We start from the raw sequence: 18,432 nt of genomic DNA, 5'->3' as shown, positions 1-18,432 counted from the left end.
TGGGATAATGGTAGTTACGAAATTGACGAGAGAATGTTTAAACTAATTACACCATTTTACAAAGAATTACATTGTCGAAGGAGGACGATAGATCAATGGCTAAAAAGTCAAAAATTGCTAAGTTAGCTCACCAACGTGCGTTAGTCAAAAAGTATGCTGCTAAACGACGGGAATTAAAAGCAAGTGGCGACTACATTGCACTTTCTAAGTTACCACGGAATTCCAGTCCGGTTCGGTTACGTAATCGTGATGAATACGATGGGCGTCCCCATGCTTACATGCGTAAGTTTGGCATGTCACGGTTAACGTTTCGTGATTTAGCTCATAAGGGACAAATTCCTGGCGTGAAAAAGGCTAGTTGGTAGAGAAAAGCACCGCGAACTTCGCGGTGCTTTTTTATGTTATTACAAGTTTTCATCTGTATTGAAGTTCAGCTGACTATAATCAGTTAGCTGGGTAATTAATTTTAATGATAAATCTTCATACTGATGTAAAACCTTTTCCGCAAACTCGAGATTCTGCTTGGTTAGGTTGTGAGCCCAGTTACTGTTTTTACTCTGGCTTAAAGAATCAATTTGCTGGATAAAGCGGATGGCTTCCTGATTAACTTGCTTTTGTAAGTCCTCTAGCAATGGTAAAAATTCATGCAATTGCGCATCCACGAGGACTCCAGTATGCTTGAAAATCCAGTAAGCAGAATCTAGTTGCGCCGGCAACTGGCCACGCTGGTAGGCTGTCGGGGTATCGGTAATATCGGCAAAAAATGGGACAAATGAGCTTTCCACGGTGACCCCCATTGCAAGCCAGTGAATGTCGTTGCTGTTTGGACGATTCATTTGCAGAATGTGAGATTCCTGAGTTTTAGCTAAACTAATGGGGCGATACCGATGACGATCTTGTTGATTACCAGTGTCAATTGGATCAAATTGGGTTCCTTGATAATGCGAACCGAGATAATTTTGCACATCAAAAATACTCAGTAACCGTTCCGGTTTCATAATGAACGACAGATTTTGCGATTCAGGAGTTTCGTTGGCTGCTCGCTTTGGGTTGAACATCTGATGTCCATACCAAACCCGTGGTGTGCTGTAGATGGCGTCTGAACGGTCAGCTGTGCCAAAAATCTGGCGGAAGTTGAAAGTACCCGGATGGGGATTTAAATGATGCTTTTTGACAAATCCTTGAATCTCGGGATGAAACATGAAGTTATCTGGATCCAAAAAATCAACTTCCTGAATCGCTAGTTGATTGCCCACGACTGCATAACTATCATCAGGAATTCGTTGAGCCACCCAATAATGACCAGAACCATTTTCAAAGTACCAAGCTTCGTGATCGTCTGCAAAAAGAACCCCATTAGTTTCGCCGGTGCCATATTTGGTAATCAGATTACCAAGTCGTTGGACGCCTTCACGCGCGCTTTTAATAAAGGGGAGGACGACGGTGATCATTGCTTCTTCATTCAGTCCTTCCTTAACTAACGGGTCGTAGCTAAGCACCAAGTCGTTAGAATAGGCACTTTCCGTGGCACTCATCGCGACGTGATACTCATTAATCCCGTCTTCCTCAAAGAGCCCATCCTTACTCGTCCATTCGGGAGTGGCACTGTATTTAAAACTAGGTGTTGGGAGTGGAATTTTAACGTTGGTTTCTTTTGAAATGAATTCCTCGTTCAGGTCGCCACGTTGATGAATTACAAAGTGCTTAGGCCAGGCGGCCTTGGCGTCTTCGTTGCGGCCAATCATAATTGTGCCGTCTAAGGAAGCCTTTTTACCAACTAAAATACTGGTACATGCTGAGAATTTTTTCATAGTAAACTCCTTAAATTATTGATTACTAGTAATTTATTTTACACCGGAAAGATTGTAAAATGGATACAAGATCGAAAAGAGGGGTTTTATGGCTCGTTTATCAATGTTTATCGTCATGCTAGCTGCACTATTAATTCCAATTTTAATGGCGCGGTTTAAAATTTCTGGCGTGCCGACTGCGGTTGCCGAAATCGTGATGGGCATTATTATTGGCAAAAGCTGTTTTAATATTGTTCAAGTGACACCTGATTTAACTTTGTTATCATCATTGGGTGTGATTCTTTTAATGTTCCTGTCTGGAATGGAGATTGATTTTGACCTGTTCTTACCAGGATCAGGTAATGATAAACAACGGTGGTCGCCAGTCAAGCTAGCGTTCATCGCGTTTGTTGCAACATTAATCAATTCATTAATTTTAGGGTTGCTTTTACGGATGACGGGAATCTTTGAAAATACCTTCTTAGCAGTGATTCTATTTTCGACGATTGCCTTGGGAGTTGTGATTGCGACCCTCAAGGAAAAGGAGATTTTGAGCCGACCAATGGGGCAAACGATTCTCCTGACAGCAGTGCTTGGTGAAGTTGTGCCCATGTTTGCGTTAACGGTTTATGCTTCAGTTAATGGGGGCAATGGTAGCCGAATTTGGCTAATTGTCTTGTTATTAATTGCGGCCATTTTTCTGTTACGTCGGTTTAAGCAGCCTTATATTTGGTTCAATCAGGTGACAAAATCAACGACCCAACTTGATATTCGGTTAGCGTTTTTCTTAATTTTTACGTTAGTGATTATTGCGGAAACCGTGGGAGCAGAAAATATCCTAGGTGCCTTTCTTGCAGGAATGGTCATGAAGCTCCTGGAACCAAGCGAAGCGACACGTGATAAATTGACTTCCATCGGCTATGGCTTTTTTATTCCAATCTTTTTCATTATGACTGGCGTTAAGCTTAATCTGCGTACATTACTAAGTAATTCACAAGCGTTGATGCTCATTCCAATTTTAGTCTTGTGCTTTATTCTGGCGAAGTTTTGGACTTTTCCGGTTTATCACTTACGATTTGGCCGGCGCAATTCGTTTGCGGGTGGTTTCTTAACCGTTACGACGATTACGTTGGTCTTGCCATCATTGCAAGTGGCCAGAAATTTGCACACGATAACCGACACGCAATCTGATGCGTTTATTTTGGCAGCGGTGATTGTCTGCATTTTAGCACCGATTGTCTTTAATTCTGGTTACCGTCTCGATCGGGAGGATTTGATACGGCAACGAGTTGTGTTCTTGGGAACCAATGTGTTAACCGTTCCAGTAGCCCAACAGTTAAGCCGCAACTGGTTTGATGTTCGGATGGTAACGGACGATGAAAAGAATTATCAGACCTATAATAGTCAAGTTGATCAATTAACCTATTTGCCAAATTTGAACGAGAAAACGCTTGAGCAGGGGCAATTTTTTGATACGGATATTTTAGTGACTGGTTTCAGAAGAGATGATAAAAATTGTCAATTTGGGCAAATTGCCAAGCAGCATCAGGTGGGCCGGGTTATTGTTGCTCAAGTCAACGCAACCGCTGACGAACAACAATTGGCCGCATTGGCTGATGCCGGGGCTGAATTGTTTAACCCATTTAATGTTGAAGCCTCTGTGATGCGTTCGTTAATTGAGTCGCCAGCGGTGTACCAAATGCTGACCAGTACTGAGGCTGGTTTGTTTGAAGTCCGGGTGCGCAATCATAAGTATACAGATCGGCCATTGATGGATTTGCCATTTGTCGATCAAATTACAATTAGTCGCATTCGTCGGGGTAATAAATGGATTGTACCGACCGGTGCGACGACGATTAACTATAATGATCATTTAATTTTTACAGCAGGTAATATTGGTACCGTGGCGACGATTCGACGGGAATTAAGTAAGCAGAATTAACTTACAAATATGTAAGGAGTGTCGCTTGTCAGTCACGCTTGATGTAAAATGTAATCATATGAATGCAAACTGGAAAGGATAACATGATGAGTGATCAACAGTATGTGATGGCCATTGATGAAGGGACAACGAGTACCCGAGCCATTATTTTTAACCATGCGGGGCAAGAAGTTGCGATTGCCCAACGTGAATTTCCGCAGTACTTTCCTCAGCCGGGTTGGGTTGAGCATGATGCTTTGGAAATCTGGGATGCCGTTCAACAGGTTATTTCTGAAGTGATGATTAAGGCGGGAATTCAACCATACAAAATTGCTTCGATTGGGATTACTAACCAACGGGAAACCACTGTAATTTGGGATAAACATACCGGAAAACCGATTCATCACGCGATTGTTTGGCAATCTAAGCAAACCGCTCCCATCGCGGAACGGCTGGCTGCGGAAGGCTATACAGATTTAATTCATAGCAAGACGGGATTAGTCATTGACTCATATTTCTCAGCCACCAAAATTAAGTGGTTGTTGGACCACGTTCCTGGTGCTCGGAAAAAGGCCGAGCAAGGTGACCTATTATTTGGTACGATTGATACTTGGCTGTTGTGGAATTTAACCAGTCATCGGGTCCATGCTACAGATGTAACCAATGCTAGTCGGACCATGCTGTTTAATATTCATCACCTGGATTGGGATGATGATATTTTACGATTGCTGGACATTCCCCGAAAGATGTTGCCAAAGGTTCAAGCTTCCTCATCGATTTTTGGGTACACTGGCGATTACCATTTTTATGGTGTCCAAATTCCAATTGCGGGAATTGCGGGTGACCAGCAAGCAGCCCTTTTTGGCCAAGCGGCTTTTGAAAAGGGGGATGTCAAAAATACGTATGGGACCGGTGCGTTTACGGTTATGAATACTGGTGAGCACCCGACGCTATCCGATAATGGGCTTTTAACCACAATTGCATATGGACTGAATAATCAAATTAGCTACGCCCTGGAAGGGAGTATCTTTGTTGCGGGTTCAGCAGTCCAATGGTTACGGGACGGTTTACGATTCTTTAAGTCTGCCAGTGAATCAGAGCAGATGGCAGTTGATGCTAAAACCACTGGCGGAGTTTATGTAGTTCCAGCTTTTACTGGATTAGGTGCTCCATATTGGGATCAAGAGGTTCGTGGAGCAATGTTTGGCTTGACCCGTGGTTCCAGCCGTGAGCAGATTATTCGTGCAACCTTAGAAGCGATCGCCTATCAAACGAAAGATGTGGTTGACACCATGGTTGCTGATACTGGTTTACCATTAACGATGTTAGCCGTTGATGGCGGGGCATCACGAAACAATTTTATGATGCAGTTTCAAGCTGATATTTTGCAAACCCCGATTGTGCGTGCTCAAATTGAAGAAACGACCGCCCTAGGAGCTAGCTTTTTAGCTGGTTTAGCGGTTGATTTTTGGACGGATCAAGAAGAATTGAAGAAGCTCAGCAAGTTAGGTTCTAAATTTACTCCGTCAATGTCATCACAGCACGCTACTAAGCTTTATCAAGGTTGGCAGCAAGCAATTCATGCTGCGCAATATTTTTCAAAAAAGGACTAGTGGGGAGATTAATCAGGAATGAAAAGACTAGTTGCGTTAGTTTTAAGTTTTATTGGCATGTTAATTATTTTGTATTCAGTCCTCTTTTTAGGTGGGGCGCAACAAGAAATGATTAACCTGTTGGGTGTATTATTCGCCCTTGCTGGGACCGTGAGCGCTTTGTGGTCAACGGACCTCAGTAGTAAAGACCGCCTGCTAATGGGGGCCAATGTGGTTTTATTTGCGGTGGCTGTTGTGGTTGCTATTATTAAGGTCGCACTTCACGCTAATTAAGTCGTTGACATATCAAACAATCAACGGTAATATATAATTCGTTGCAATCAGCAGCGAGTTTTCGGAAAGTAGCTCAGCTTGGTAGAGCACCTGGTTTGGGACCAGGGGGTCGCAGGTTCGAATCCTGTCTTTCCGATTGATAGGCGCAGGTGAGAGTCTTCTTACCAGCGCCTTTATTTTTTAGGAACGGAGTAAGAGAATGGATTTTTCGTTTAAACGGCGGGACGTCAAAACACTGTATTTGAAATATAGTTTACTGTTTATTATCATTGCCGCTTGCATTTTCGGCACGTACTTGATTTTTGGTCATACTTTTATTTTAAATCGTGACGCGTTAAATCAACATTTGCCTTTGATGGTTAAGTATCGTCAAGCAGTGCTTGAGTTTCTTCATCATCCATTTCATGCCCATCAAGTCTGGTCGTGGCAAATGGGCTTGGGGACAGATACTTTCCAGGTTTATTCTTATTACACATTGGGCGATGTCTTCTCTTATGTATCATTATTATTTCCAGCCCATAAGATGACGATGGCCTATCAGATCATCTTAATTTTACGAATGTACTGTGTTGGTTTAGCTTTTATTTATTTTGCGCAACACTTTCATTTCCGTGACAACGTCATTTTAGGAGGAACGGTTGCCTACATGGTGAATGCTTTTCTCCTCTATGCTTGCATTGCTCAACCATTCTTTACCACGCCGTTTATTCTTTTCCCGTTAATTGTGGTACAAATTGAACGGGTTTTACAAAATGGCTCTGCCTGGCCATTGGTTGGGGTCTTTTTTTGGATGTTAGTTAGTAATTATTATTTAGCGTATGTTTTGGGAATCGGGGCTGTTGCTTATTTCGTGCTGCGGGTGATTACCCATTATCGTAAGCAGTTAAATTACCCATTGGTAATCGGTAAATTAGCGTTTGCCACGGCAACCAGTATTTTATTGGCAGCAGTTTTACTGGTTCCAGAACTAAATGCAGTGATGAACTCCACGCGGGCAGGATCACAGTTTGCCAACGGGCTGAAAACTTATCCGCTTTATTATTACCTTTTTTTGCCAAAGCAATTAATTAATGGCGGGCAGTGGTACTTTATGTTTTGGTCCGCGTTGGGGATTGTTAGCATTGGCTTCATTGCGTTAGTCTACCTGTATAGTCAACCGCGCAAATATCCGTTGTTAACGATTAGCCTTGGTCTCGCCTTTGTGATGTTGTTAATTCCAGCGGTTGGCGCTTTCTTTAATGGGATGATGTCGGCTTCTAACCGCTGGACGCTTTTAATTTACTTACCACTGGCGATGACCATTTGTATTTTACTTGAAAATGCTCCGCACCTGAGCAGACATCAGCTTTGGGTACTGAACTGGGCAACATTGGTTTATCTTGTCATTTTGTTAGCAACTTATTTCTTTCAAAATGATGATGCGATGTTTATGCCGGTTTTCTTCTTGATCGGCTCAATGATGGTGCTGTGGATTTTAAACTTGCATGGGGTTCGTCATCCAGATTATTGGTTATTAGTAATCATTGTTTTGAATGCTGGATTTAATGCAATTTACGCTGCTCTTCCATACAATGGTGGTTTTTCTAGCCGAATGTTAAATCGTGGAGAATACCAAGTAATGACGAAAAATCGTTATGGCGGTTTAGAGCAGCATCTCCATCAGCAATCTTTCTTTCGGGTTTCAACCGTAAGTAATAATAAAATCGTGCCTGGTGTGAACTGGGATAATGACCTGACGTCTGGTTTCAATAATATCGATTCATACTATTCATTGCAGAATCGCTACCTGGCTGATTTTAATAATACTTTGCAAAATATCCAATATACGCCGAATATTCCAATCCGTCAGGCAGATGATCGGACCGTCATGAATAATTTCTTTGGGGTTAAATACCTTTTTGTCCAAAGTAATGGTGATAATGCAACTAAAATTCCGTATGGCTATACTCAGGAGCAAGCTACGGACCCGATTATTAATTATGATGTTGGTCAGCCTTCAGATGCGAAAAAAAAGCAGGACTTGGTGCCAACCCAGACCATTCGTTATCGGACCAAGAATGCTTTTCCGCTTTTATATTGGCAGGACACGTACATCAGTCCGCACCGTTATCAACAATTATCAGCTTCAGCTAAAGAGCGCGCACTGGCTAGCGGGGTGCTAGTGAATGGTAGTCAGCATAACGTGACTGGCATGCAACCAGCTGACTTAACTCAAATGGTTCAAGCCGTAAAATCGATATTAGTTTCTAATCGGTTGAACAAAGTTAACCCAGCCCGCTTAAAGTACACTGATAGCGATGAAACGTATCAACTCCAGTTTCCCGCAATGCAGCAAGCTAGCAAGCGCCGAAAGCTGCAAGGAAGCGAACTTCATATTGACTTTACGAAGATTAAATACACGCCGTTTTCAATGAAGGAGCAGCTAAAATATGAGCAAGAGCACCTTCAGCAAATGGCAGTTAATCCAGGGCAATACATTAATCACCGTTTTAACCAGTATAAATATTGGCGCTATCATGTCTTAAGCGGGTCACCCGACATCAGCTTTAAGCTGAATTTTAAGAGTCGGTTTGGAACAGCAACCATTAACCAACCCAAGCAAAGTACGCTATCGCTTTTCAAAAAAGTGACCAACGGCACGCTGAATGTCGGTTACTATTCTGGTAAGTTTCCACAGAAGTTAACATTTGAACCTACTAAGCTCGGGACTTATCAACTGAAGTATCGAGTCACGGCAGTGAAGCTTGGTCATCATTACCAAAACCAGGTCCGAACGATTCAACGCCATGCTTTACAACACTTGCAGTTTAGTGCTAACCGGGTTTCCGGAACAATTACAACTAACAGGACAGGGATTTTAACGTCATCCATTCCATATTCCAGCGGCTGGACGGCGACAGTCAATGGGCGACCAGTGCATGTGTTGCGCACTAATCAGGCCTTTGTTGGTATTCGACTTCCTCATGGTACCCACCATGTCGTTCTAAAATACCATATTCCAGGATTAAAAATTGGGGCGTGGTTATCACTAATTGGTCTTGTTTGGACAATCATTGGCGGCGGGCTGACTTGTTGGCTGAAAAAAGGCCGGTCGCAGATTGATTAATTTGTGAAAGGAGTCCTTGAAATGGTTAAATTACCAACAAAAATTGAGGTTCGCGGGGCCCGTGTTCATAATTTAAAAAACATTAACGTGGATATTCCCCTGCATAAATTTGTCGCAATTTCGGGCTTATCAGGGTCTGGGAAAAGTTCCTTAGCGATGGGGATTCTTTACGAAGAGGGTTCGCGAAGATATCTCGAAGCCCTTTCTACCTATACAAGACGGCGGATTAAATTGGGCGCTCAGGCGGATGTCACTAGTGTTAAACATATTCCGTCTGCTTTAGCATTGAAACAACGCCCAAGTATTCCATCAGAACGGGCCACAGTTGGGACAATGAGTGAAATTTTTAACGTCATTCGGCTAATTTTCTCGCGACTGGGTTCGCCGGTTTGCCCCAACGGTCATCGCCTAACACCAAGCTTAAAAATTGCGAAAGCGATGAGTATGGCTGGCGATGACATGGGTAAACTAACTTGTCCGGAATGCGGGGTCGAATTTTATGCATTTAGTGCGGAAGACTTTGCGTTTAATTCACAGGGAGCTTGTACCAAGTGCCATGGTACTGGTCAGGTGCGCGCAATTGATGAGCGCAAATTGATTGGTGACGAAAACCTGAGTTTAGCAGAAGGGGCCGTTGCTTCTTGGCACCTTCCGGGGCGTAATTTTATGCCAACCGTTGCTGAACAAGCTGGGGTGCGGATTCATGTGCCATACAAGGACTTAACGGATCGGGAAAAAGACTTTGTCTTAAATGGACCCGAAAAGAAATTTAAGATGGATTTTCGCTCGAGCACGGGCCGGGTTTTTCACGATTTTAACGCGCTGTATGAGAATGCGCATGCAGCGGTGATTCGTTCTGCGCAGTCAAGTAAAAGTGAACGAGCGCAAAAACGGATCAGTGAATTTTTCCATTATTCCACTTGCCCGGTTTGCCATGGAACGCGATTAAAGCCCGAATTATTAAAACAATTAGCTGGCGGTTTAAACATCGCTCAAGTGGGTGAGTTAAGTCTTGGTGAACTAAGCGGCTGGCGCCAAGCAGTGCTAAAAGAACTACCTGCGGACATGAATAAAATGGCTCAGAGCCTATTTAAAGAATTTGATGATAATCTCCGTCCATTATTGGAACTTGGCCTTGATTATTTAACCCTTTCCCGAAATGGGAATTCGTTATCGACTGGAGAATTACAACGGATTCAGTTATCCCGAACTTTGCGGACGGCGACTACTGGCGTGTTATATATTTTGGACGAACCGTCAATTGGCTTACACCCTGACAACGTTGCGGGGCTTTTAAATGTCTTTCGTGAGCTTGTCCAACAGGGAAATTCTTTGGTTGTAGTCGATCATAATGTTGACATTATTAAGGCTGCTGATTGGATTATCGAAATTGGGCCAGGTTCAGGGAGTGCTGGTGGTCAAGTCATCGCTCAGGGCATCCCGGAAAAAATTGCTCATGATCAAAATTCTAACATTGGTCCATATCTAAATGGCACGGCTGATTTATTTGCACGATCAATTAATCGTCAGCCAGTCTCACAACAGATTGATTTGAAAGTTCAAAATTATTTTAACTTGAAGGATGTTCATGCTACGATTCCTGTTAATCGACTGAGTGCCATTACTGGCTTCTCTGGTGCTGGTAAAACCAGTTTGATTTTAGATAGCTTGGTTCCAGCGATTAAGGCAGTTGCGCATCATCAACCATTACCCCGCCAGGTTAAAAGCCTGAAATCACCTTTAAAAGAGGTTGTGAGTGTGGATGCTGCGCCGATTGGCAAAACACAACGTTCCACTGTAGCAACGTACACCAGTATTATGGATAATCTGCGGAAGCTATTTGCAGCCCAGCCGTTAGCAAAGCAAAATCATTACACGGCCGCTTACTTTTCATATAATAATAAGCAAGGGGCCTGTCCAACCTGTGGCGGTGCCGGGGTTGTGACGCTAGACATTCAATTTTTGCCAGATATGCAACAGGTTTGCCCGGAATGCCATGGCGAACGTTACAATCAAGCTGTCCAAAAGGTCAAGTGGCATGGTTACTCCATTGTCGACTTACTCAAGCTAGATGTTCGTGCGGCTTTGCCGATTTTTAAAACCGTCCCGCGAATTGAACGAGAATTACAATTGCTGCAGGAAGTTGGCCTTGATTACCTTCATTTAGGAGAGAGTACCCCCAGCCTTTCTGGAGGAGAAGCTCAACGGTTAAAGTTAGTTAAACACCTTAACCATAATCAAAAGACGACCCTCTTTGTTTTTGATGAACCAACCATTGGCTTACATCCGCTAGATGTGAAGACGCTGGTGAATGTCATGCAGCAGCTAATGGACCGCGGGGCAACGATTGTAACGATTACTCATGACTTGAATTTAATCGCAAATGCGGATTACCTGCTTGACTTGGGACCGCGCGGCGGCAAGCATGGCGGGCGAGTCGTTGCTAGCGGTCAACCGTTAACATTAGTTCAACATCCAGCTAGTTTAACGACCAAGTATTTGTCGTCCTATTTGCAGCAATATGCTAAGTAATTCAAAAGGCGCCCCACATCAGTGAGGCGCCTTTTTGGCCGAAGCATCAAATTAAATTAATGAGTAAGATAGGGAGTTATGAAATTTAATTGTTGTTATCTTCGGCCTGAATATGATTAGCAATCTTGTTAACAATTTCTTCATGCATCTTTTCGTCAAGTTTAACTTTGGACATAAAGATGAGCAGTCCAACAATAATGCAAAGGATTGGTAAGTAGAAGCAGAATGTTTTAAAAATTAAGACATGTTGAGCTGAAATGTTTGCAGCAGTGGCGTTACCAGTCATGCCAACGATTCCAGCAATTAATCCGGTCAGTCCGGTAGCAACGGCACCATTAAATTTATCCAACATTGGGCGAACCGCGGAAGTAGCTGCTTCTGAACGGTGACCAGTTTTCCATTGCCCATATTCAACACTATCAGCGATCGTTAAAATCAATACCATAAAGACTAAGGGATTGGAAAGGGTGTAGAGGACATCACCGAGTAAGGTCATTGGAACATTGTTCGAAAAGGCAAAAATAATGAACCCAAGCATTTCAACCAATAATGAGTAGATCATAATTTTACGTCGCCCCAGGAATTTGGCAATGAATGGATAAGAAACAATCGAAATAAAGCCAGAAACAATCCCAATCCAACCAATATATTGCCATGATGATTGAGCATTCAAAACATAACGGAAATAGTACAGCAGCAAATTGTTGGTTGCTGAATTACCGAGACCAACGATTAAGTAAGCTAATGACATCCAAAGGAGTTGGTCATTATGTGCCAGAGTATGGAAAACCTGCTTAACGGTGATCTTTTCCTTATTTTGGTTGGTGACCACAGATTGCTTTTCCGAAGTTCCAAAGGCAGCGAAGCAAGCGCCAATTAATTGGGTAATTCCAATTACAAGTGCAAACATGAACCAGCCATGGGCATTAAACGTTTTCGATCCGGAGAAGAAAGTGAGAAAACTAGCGTAGCAGACGCTGACGATGTTGGCACCAATTGTCGAACCGACCCGTGCCCCGGTGGCGGTAATTCCACGATCGTCCGAATTTAGTGACATTGCTGGTAGCAGTCCCCAAAAGGAAATGTCCTTGAAGGCGTAAACAATGTAAAGAACGAAGAAAAAGATTGTAAAAAGGATTAGGTAGAGGGTACCGTTCTTAGTGGAAAGACCGCCAAAGGTTGTAAAGAGAAATGGACTAGCAATTCCTAGGGCTAACCCGGTGCCAAAGATCCATGGACGATATTTCCCCCATTTGGAGTCTGTTTGATCAATTAAACTACCAATAAACGGATCCAAAATTAATTCGACAATACGAATCACCATAATAATGGCAGTGACAATTGCAATCATGCGGGCTGCATAATGCTTACTACCGTCTGCAAACAGAATGCTGGTAATGAACATTAGCATATAGGTATTCAGAATTCCGTAAAAGGCGTCATGGCCAAAAGCTCCAAGACCATAACTAATTGTATTTTTCCAAGTTTTCATAATTTACACTCCTATAGTTCTTTAAAATAGTGGATGGTAGCTTTAAAATCACCTTTGACTGTTGGATCATTCAGCAGCCCAGATTGCATTAACTCATCACCGCCATAAATATGGTTGGAGTTATCCATTCGATAATTACGGTATGGATCAAGGCCAACTAACTTGGTGTTGAAAATTTCATAGCGATTGGTATGCTCACGCTTAAAAGTGAACAAAAGTGCTTCTGCACGGTCGCGACTAACAAATTCCCAGGCGGCCCATGGACTACCATCAAATGGACTGATTAAGCGGTAGAAGTCACCGTATTGGATGAGGTGACGGTGTTGTTTATAAAAGGAAATCTGCTCTTTCAGCATTGCTTTTTCTTTAGCTGTAAGGTCTTCAAGATCTAATTCGTAACCGAAAACCCCACTCATTGCAACTGCGCCACGAGTCGCAAAATCAATTTGGCGACCAGTTTGCTGGTTTGGCGAAACCGAAACGTGTGCGGAAATTGCAGAAGTTGGGAAAACCAACGAGGTTCCATATTGAATCTTCATCCGGTCAGCAGCATCGGTATCATCAGACGCCCAACTTTGTGGCATGTAATAAAGAATCCCAGCATCAAAGCGTCCACCACCGCCAGAACAGCCTTCAAACAGAATATCAGGATAGCGAGTGGTTAGTTTTTCAAGGAGTTGATATAATCCCAGAATGTAGCGGTGAGCAATGGAACCTTGCTGATTTGCTGGCCAAGCAGTTGAGAAAACTTCTGTGAGGTTTCGGTTGAAATCCCACTTGATATAGTTAATATCTGCACTATCTAGAACAGCACACATTTGTTGGAAGACATTTTCAACGACGGCTGGTTGACTAAAATCGAGTACCAATTGGTTACGGGAGAGCGTCATTCCACGGTTGGGTTCGTGTAGCACCCATTCAGGATGTTTTTGATAAAGTTCCGAATCAACCGAAATCATTTCTGGTTCAAACCAGAGACCAAATTTCATGCCGTGCTTGTGAGTTTGCTTGGCAACTTTTGCAAGGTTCACTTTTTTCGTGTTCACAAACCAGTCACCAAGGGAGGAGTTGTCATCGTTACGGTGACCAAACCAGCCATCATCTAAGACAAACATTTCGATCCCTAATGGGGCAGCCTCTTTTACCACTTGATCTAATTTTTGATCGTCAAAATCAAAAAAAGTGGCTTCCCAATTATTAATCACGATTGGTCGTTCTGCATACTTGTATTTTCCTCTTGCGACCCGTTCGGTTAAAAGATGGTGAAAAGTTTGTGACATTCCATTTAAGCCATGGTCACTAAAGGCCATAATCGCTTCTGGAGTTTGAAATTCTTCATTTGGTGCTAATCGCCAGTTGAAATTGAACTCATTAATTCCTGCGAGAATCCGGAGTTGGTCGATTTGATCTTTTTCGATTTGAATTTGATGATTACCAGAGTAAACTAGTAGAATCCCTAAAGCATTTCCTTGAAATTCAGTGGTTGATGAATCAACAATTGCCGCAAATGGATTCATGTGGTGTGAGCTTGAATTTCTGCGACTGGAAATTTCAAAAATGCCTTGCTCGATTTTAGCCCGTTTAACTTGCCGTTCATGACCGTATTGGCCAGGCAAATAAACTAGTTCACGCTCTTCGCTGCCCTTTGGTAGGTCAAGTTGCAGCGAAGCGATTTTTTGGATTTCAATCGGTTGTTGACTAGAGTTAACCAAGCGCGCGTTTCTCGTAATGACCGGTCGATCACGATAGATTGTGTAGCTTAAGATCAAGTCAATCGCTAAGGTAGCATCGTGAAGGGTGATGTTCAAAGTTTCCGCTTCGTGGTCATCATTAACGTAGGCAGCGGGCAACCCCTTGAGGGCTGGTTTTCCGGCTTGGATTTCGTAAGATTGATAACGAAAGTCAGTTAGTTGAGCACCATCTGGACCTTTAACTGTGATAGCGGGAATGCGGTAATCACCAGTATTATTGCCAGAATATTCCTGTAATAAGTCATCTTTAGAGAAGGTTCGATCAGTTGAACCAGGCAAATTACCTGAAAATCCGCGGTCAACCCGTGGATATCTGCGTTCGCCATGATATTGGCGAAGCGCAGGTCCAAAGTAAAGGTGACTTAAAAGTTTCCCTTCTTCAATGGAAAAGATGTACGAAATATCTTTATTTTTAAGATGGAAAACATGCTGTTTTGAATCAAAAGTAATCATATTTCATAACCCCCTTGTTTTGATGAGACTATAATAAAACGGTTACAGTAATATTGACAATTCATTTTTTTGTAAAATGATAAACGTTTATCATTTAAGAGAATTGATATACCAACAAACTAAACGTTTAGTGAAAAAGTTTGTTATAATCGGGTAAGCATCTTTAAGGAGGCAGTTTAATGGCTAGTATTCGAGAAATTGCGCGATTAGCTCACGTCTCACCATCGACCGTCTCACGGGTTTTAAATCAGGATCCAAAATTTCAGGTTAAGGAAGCGACGCGGCAAAAAATTTTTCAAATTGCGGCGCAAATGAAATATCATTCCCAAGGACAAATTCTACGAACTGCCGGGATGATTCTACAGCAAAGCCACATTATTGTTTTACTTACTCAACAAGATGAAGATGACTTATACTTTCAAACGATTGATGAGGGAATTCGTCAGGAGGCAACTAAATTTCAGCTTGCAATAGATACCTGGGTATCATTTCCGCGTGATCATTTTGATTTTCAACAATTACGCCAGTATAGTGCAGTGATCGTAATTGGAACTTTCACAAGGCGTTTTTTAAAACAAGTATATTTTCAAAATCAACATTTGGTCATCATTGACGATTATCGATATTATCAAAATTATGATCTGGTTCGTAATAATTACCAGCAAGAGACTAATCGAGTTTTAGACCTGCTGTATCAGCGGGGGAATAAGCATTTAGTATTTATGGGCGGAGTGGTTGCGCCAATGGGGATTACAGGTGTTCAGGGGCCAGAAGAGCCAGATTACCGAACGACTGCTTACGAAAACTGGATGCGAATTCATCAACTACGGCCACGGGTATATGAGACTCGTTGGACTGAGCAAGAAGGCTATCAGGCAATGCGTCAATTATTATCAAGTGGGGTACCGATTGACGCAATGATCTTGGCCAGCGATAAGCTAGCCAGAGGAGCGTTTTCAGCATTGAACGAGGCGGGAACGCATGTCCCAGCTGATCTCAAACTAATCAGTTTTGATAATTCTGCACAAGCAATCGAATTAGGACTTTCATCAGTCCAGCCAAATAGCGTTGAAATGGGCAAATTTGCAATTCGTTTAATTGTGCAACGGTTAATCGAACACCGGTCGACAGCAGCACAGGTGATTTTACCGGCCAAACTGATTGAACGACAGAGTAGCCAGTAGTACTATGCAAACGTTATTGATCAGCCTATAATAAAGAACGAATTTCAGAGTGAATGGAGTGGTTGAATGTTCGATCAAGAACGATGGATTGAGTGGATGGTGCGTTTTCGACGGCGGGCCTTCATTCAAATTTTGCACCGCACGTTAATTACATTATTTCCGTTAATATTAATTGGGAGTTTTTCCTGGTTGCTTTATGAAAATCTGCTCTCTACGAACGGCTTTTTAGGTAGTGTGCTTCATGTTACCCAATGGTTGCCATTTCGAGAATTTTTACGGAATTTGTTTATGGGTATGACTAAAGTAACGGTTGGTTGGACCGCACCATTTGCTTGTTTAATTAGTGCTTGGATGACAACCAAGTATTATCACCAAGAAAATCCGCTTGCTGGTGTAACTGCGATTGTGTGTTATACTTTGATCTTTGTACATAGTGTGCAAGGGAATAATGATGCCATTGAAACTCGCTATTATACAGCTGCTTGGTTAATCATCGGGGTAATCATTGGTTATCTAGTGGGAAGAGTTTTTGTCCGCTTTGGCCGTTCAGAAGCACTAATGGATTTTACGGAACCAAACGTTAAAGTTATCCGCACGGTGCTAATTAATTTAAAACCCATGACAATTTTGGTTGGCGGTGCATTTATTTTACATGTTCTATTTGGCTTGGTTCGTCAGTTTGGACTGGATGGGATGGTTAGCCAGTGGATTAGTTCAGCACTGGATCGGAATAGCAACTACTTCTTAAACATTATTTTATCAGTGGTTAATACTGTCTTAGTGTGGTGCGGGTTTGCGGAACCATTAACGGCTACCTCACAGGTCTATAATAATGAGATGGCGGCTAACCTGGGTTATGCATTAACCCACAAAACACCATGGGGGATTCCATATCCATTTACTCCGTCTTCACTTTACATGGGATTTGCCGTTTTTGGTGGCGTTGGCCTAACACTAGCGTTAATTTTGGGAGTCCTTTGGAGTAGTCGGTCGCACTATTATCGACAAATTGCTCGGTGGAGCATGGCTCCTGGCATTTTTAATATTGGTTTGCCAATTTTATTTGGTGCCCAGGTCTTTTGTAATCCGGTTTACTTATTGCCATTTGTTGTTTTACCAGTGGTCAATATTATTCTGGGCAGCTGCTTCATTTTTATTCATGCGATTCCGCCACTGGTTTATCCAGTACCCAATGGTACGCCAGGGATTTTGACACCGTTTATTGCGACTGGCGGTAATTGGGTTGCATTTGCGGTAACGATGGTTTTATTAATCGTTGATGTCATCCTTTACATTCCATTTGTCAAGCTGGTTGAAAAGGTTGAAGCGCGTGCTCGTCAACAACTAGGGGAGGACAGTCAACATGAAAATCACTAAAAAACACCGCCGCTTATTAATTTACTTAGTGATCTTAATCGTAATTTTGACTGGCCTTTCCTATGCATGGTCGTGCCAAAATATTCATCAGCTGCGGACTCGTCAACAGTCTAAGATGTCACCTGTAATCATGATCCCCGGTAGTAGTGCCACGGTTAACCGGTTTGATGGGATGGTTAAAAAGATTAATAGTATGGATCATAAACGCCATAGTCTTTTAAAGGTAAAGGTCTACAATAATGGTGATATTACTTATTCCGGACGGGTTCGCCGTGGCGATAACGAGCCATTTTTAGTGGTTGGCTTTGAAAATAATCATGATGGCTACAGTAATATTAAAAAACAGGCGAGAATGTTTAATAAGGCTTTTAATCAGTTGAAAAATCGTTATGATTTTAATAATTTCAAAGGGATTGGTCACTCGAATGGGGGACTAGTTTATACCTACTTTTTAGAGCACTATTTTGATGAAGATCAAATTACGATCAAACGTCTCATGACGATTGGATCGCCGTATAACTTCTCCGAACCAACCAGTCGCCGAACGGAAATGTTGCAGGACTTTGTTAAATATCGTGACCAATTACCAAAAGACTTAGATGTGTATTCAGTTGCGGGATCAGAAAATTACATTGAAGATGGAATTGTCCCGTTAAGTAGTGTCCTGGCAGGTAAATATGTTTATCAAGGCGCGGTTGAGCATTATACTCAAGTTACCGTGACTGGGAAATTAGCCCAACATTCATCATTACCACAAAATACTGAGGTCTTAGATTTGATTCAACGTTATATTTTAAAGAATAATCGGAACCAAAACGGTGATCAAAGACCGGGTCATAAACATTCCGATAATGATCAAAACTAAAAAAGGGGCTGTGACATAAGTCTCTTATAAAGAATGGAGTTCAATGAAATCTTCGGATTTCGTTGAGCTCCATTT

The 18,432-nt window shown here is 42.3% G+C and carries 12 protein-coding genes and 1 tRNA gene; 10 read left to right on the top strand and 3 right to left on the bottom strand.

The window, feature by feature from the left end:
- The first annotated feature begins 95 nt into the window (after nt 1–95).
- Complete coding sequence (gene rpsN / locus Q0C76_RS00065; RefSeq protein WP_295728019.1) at nt 96–365, top strand: 30S ribosomal protein S14; 270 nt, start codon at nt 96–98, stop codon at nt 363–365.
- A 39-nt stretch (nt 366–404) separates the two neighbouring features.
- Here the strand turns inward: rpsN and Q0C76_RS00060 are convergent, their stop codons facing one another.
- Complete coding sequence (locus Q0C76_RS00060; protein WP_295728017.1) at nt 405–1,811, bottom strand: C69 family dipeptidase; 1,407 nt, start codon at nt 1,809–1,811, stop codon at nt 405–407.
- A gap of 88 nt (nt 1,812–1,899) precedes the next feature.
- Here Q0C76_RS00060 and Q0C76_RS00055 point away from each other — a divergent pair, with 88 nt between their 5' ends.
- The 6 genes from Q0C76_RS00055 to Q0C76_RS00030 all read left to right on the top strand — a co-directional run bounded on the left by Q0C76_RS00055 (nt 1,900) and on the right by Q0C76_RS00030 (nt 11,235).
- Entirely contained in the window at nt 1,900–3,732 is a 1,833-nt protein-coding gene (locus tag Q0C76_RS00055; RefSeq protein WP_295728015.1) for a cation:proton antiporter family protein, read from the top strand.
- Between the two features lie 86 nt (nt 3,733–3,818).
- Complete coding sequence (gene glpK / locus Q0C76_RS00050) at nt 3,819–5,324, top strand: glycerol kinase GlpK (protein ID WP_295728669.1); 1,506 nt, start codon at nt 3,819–3,821, stop codon at nt 5,322–5,324.
- 18 nt (nt 5,325–5,342) lie between these two features.
- Nucleotides 5,343–5,597 carry a hypothetical protein gene (locus Q0C76_RS00045; protein WP_295728013.1) on the top strand — a complete coding sequence of 85 codons (255 nt, stop codon included), beginning with the start codon at nt 5,343–5,345 and terminating at the stop codon, nt 5,595–5,597.
- Between the two features lie 62 nt (nt 5,598–5,659).
- A tRNA-Pro gene (locus Q0C76_RS00040) sits at nt 5,660–5,733 on the top strand.
- A gap of 63 nt (nt 5,734–5,796) precedes the next feature.
- Nucleotides 5,797–8,703 carry a YfhO family protein gene (locus Q0C76_RS00035; RefSeq protein ID WP_295728011.1) on the top strand — a complete coding sequence of 969 codons (2,907 nt, stop codon included), beginning with the start codon at nt 5,797–5,799 and terminating at the stop codon, nt 8,701–8,703.
- A gap of 21 nt (nt 8,704–8,724) precedes the next feature.
- A complete protein-coding gene (locus Q0C76_RS00030) occupies nt 8,725–11,235 on the top strand; it encodes an excinuclease ABC subunit UvrA (RefSeq protein WP_295728009.1) in 2,511 nt (836 codons plus the stop codon).
- 85 nt (nt 11,236–11,320) lie between these two features.
- Here the strand turns inward: Q0C76_RS00030 and Q0C76_RS00025 are convergent, their stop codons facing one another.
- Together Q0C76_RS00025 and Q0C76_RS00020 are read right to left on the bottom strand one after the other, a co-directional pair.
- Nucleotides 11,321–12,727 (bottom strand): glycoside-pentoside-hexuronide (GPH):cation symporter, encoded by a 1,407-nt coding sequence (locus Q0C76_RS00025; RefSeq protein ID WP_295728007.1) that lies wholly within the window; start codon nt 12,725–12,727, stop codon nt 11,321–11,323.
- Between the two features lie 11 nt (nt 12,728–12,738).
- The gene (locus Q0C76_RS00020) at nt 12,739–14,931 is read right to left on the bottom strand and encodes an alpha-galactosidase (RefSeq protein WP_295728004.1); all 2,193 of its coding nucleotides are present in this window, start codon (nt 14,929–14,931) and stop codon (nt 12,739–12,741) included.
- 179 nt (nt 14,932–15,110) lie between these two features.
- Between Q0C76_RS00020 and Q0C76_RS00015 the strand changes: the two genes are divergently transcribed.
- The 3 genes from Q0C76_RS00015 (at nt 15,111) to Q0C76_RS00005 (ending at nt 18,357) form a co-directional block, all read left to right on the top strand.
- Nucleotides 15,111–16,115 (top strand): LacI family DNA-binding transcriptional regulator, encoded by a 1,005-nt coding sequence (locus tag Q0C76_RS00015; protein ID WP_295728001.1) that lies wholly within the window; start codon nt 15,111–15,113, stop codon nt 16,113–16,115.
- 66 nt (nt 16,116–16,181) lie between these two features.
- Entirely contained in the window at nt 16,182–17,492 is a 1,311-nt protein-coding gene (locus tag Q0C76_RS00010; protein ID WP_295727998.1) for a PTS transporter subunit EIIC, read from the top strand.
- A complete protein-coding gene (locus tag Q0C76_RS00005) occupies nt 17,479–18,357 on the top strand; it encodes an alpha/beta hydrolase (protein WP_295727995.1) in 879 nt (292 codons plus the stop codon). The genes Q0C76_RS00010 and Q0C76_RS00005 overlap by 14 nt, the downstream gene beginning before the upstream one ends.
- Nucleotides 18,358–18,432 lie beyond the last annotated feature (75 nt).

This window comes from uncultured Limosilactobacillus sp., from assembly GCF_934202705.1.
In the GTDB taxonomy this organism is placed as follows: domain Bacteria; phylum Bacillota; class Bacilli; order Lactobacillales; family Lactobacillaceae; genus Limosilactobacillus.
This window is presented reverse-complemented; position numbering and strand designations above follow the sequence as displayed.

Bases quoted from the DNA above. Each gene is read 5' to 3' on its own strand.
- rpsN (WP_295728019.1), top strand. From the start codon at position 96: ATGGCTAAAAAGTCAAAAATTGCTAAGTTAGCTCACCAACGTGCGTTA.
- Q0C76_RS00060 (WP_295728017.1), bottom strand. From the start codon at position 1,811: ATGAAAAAATTCTCAGCATGTACCAGTATTTTAGTTGGTAAAAAGGCT.
- Q0C76_RS00055 (WP_295728015.1), top strand. From the start codon at position 1,900: ATGGCTCGTTTATCAATGTTTATCGTCATGCTAGCTGCACTATTAATT.
- glpK (WP_295728669.1), top strand. From the start codon at position 3,819: ATGAGTGATCAACAGTATGTGATGGCCATTGATGAAGGGACAACGAGT.
- Q0C76_RS00045 (WP_295728013.1), top strand. From the start codon at position 5,343: ATGAAAAGACTAGTTGCGTTAGTTTTAAGTTTTATTGGCATGTTAATT.
- Q0C76_RS00035 (WP_295728011.1), top strand. From the start codon at position 5,797: ATGGATTTTTCGTTTAAACGGCGGGACGTCAAAACACTGTATTTGAAA.
- Q0C76_RS00030 (WP_295728009.1), top strand. From the start codon at position 8,725: ATGGTTAAATTACCAACAAAAATTGAGGTTCGCGGGGCCCGTGTTCAT.
- Q0C76_RS00025 (WP_295728007.1), bottom strand. From the start codon at position 12,727: ATGAAAACTTGGAAAAATACAATTAGTTATGGTCTTGGAGCTTTTGGC.
- Q0C76_RS00020 (WP_295728004.1), bottom strand. From the start codon at position 14,931: ATGATTACTTTTGATTCAAAACAGCATGTTTTCCATCTTAAAAATAAA.
- Q0C76_RS00015 (WP_295728001.1), top strand. From the start codon at position 15,111: ATGGCTAGTATTCGAGAAATTGCGCGATTAGCTCACGTCTCACCATCG.
- Q0C76_RS00010 (WP_295727998.1), top strand. From the start codon at position 16,182: ATGTTCGATCAAGAACGATGGATTGAGTGGATGGTGCGTTTTCGACGG.
- Q0C76_RS00005 (WP_295727995.1), top strand. From the start codon at position 17,479: ATGAAAATCACTAAAAAACACCGCCGCTTATTAATTTACTTAGTGATC.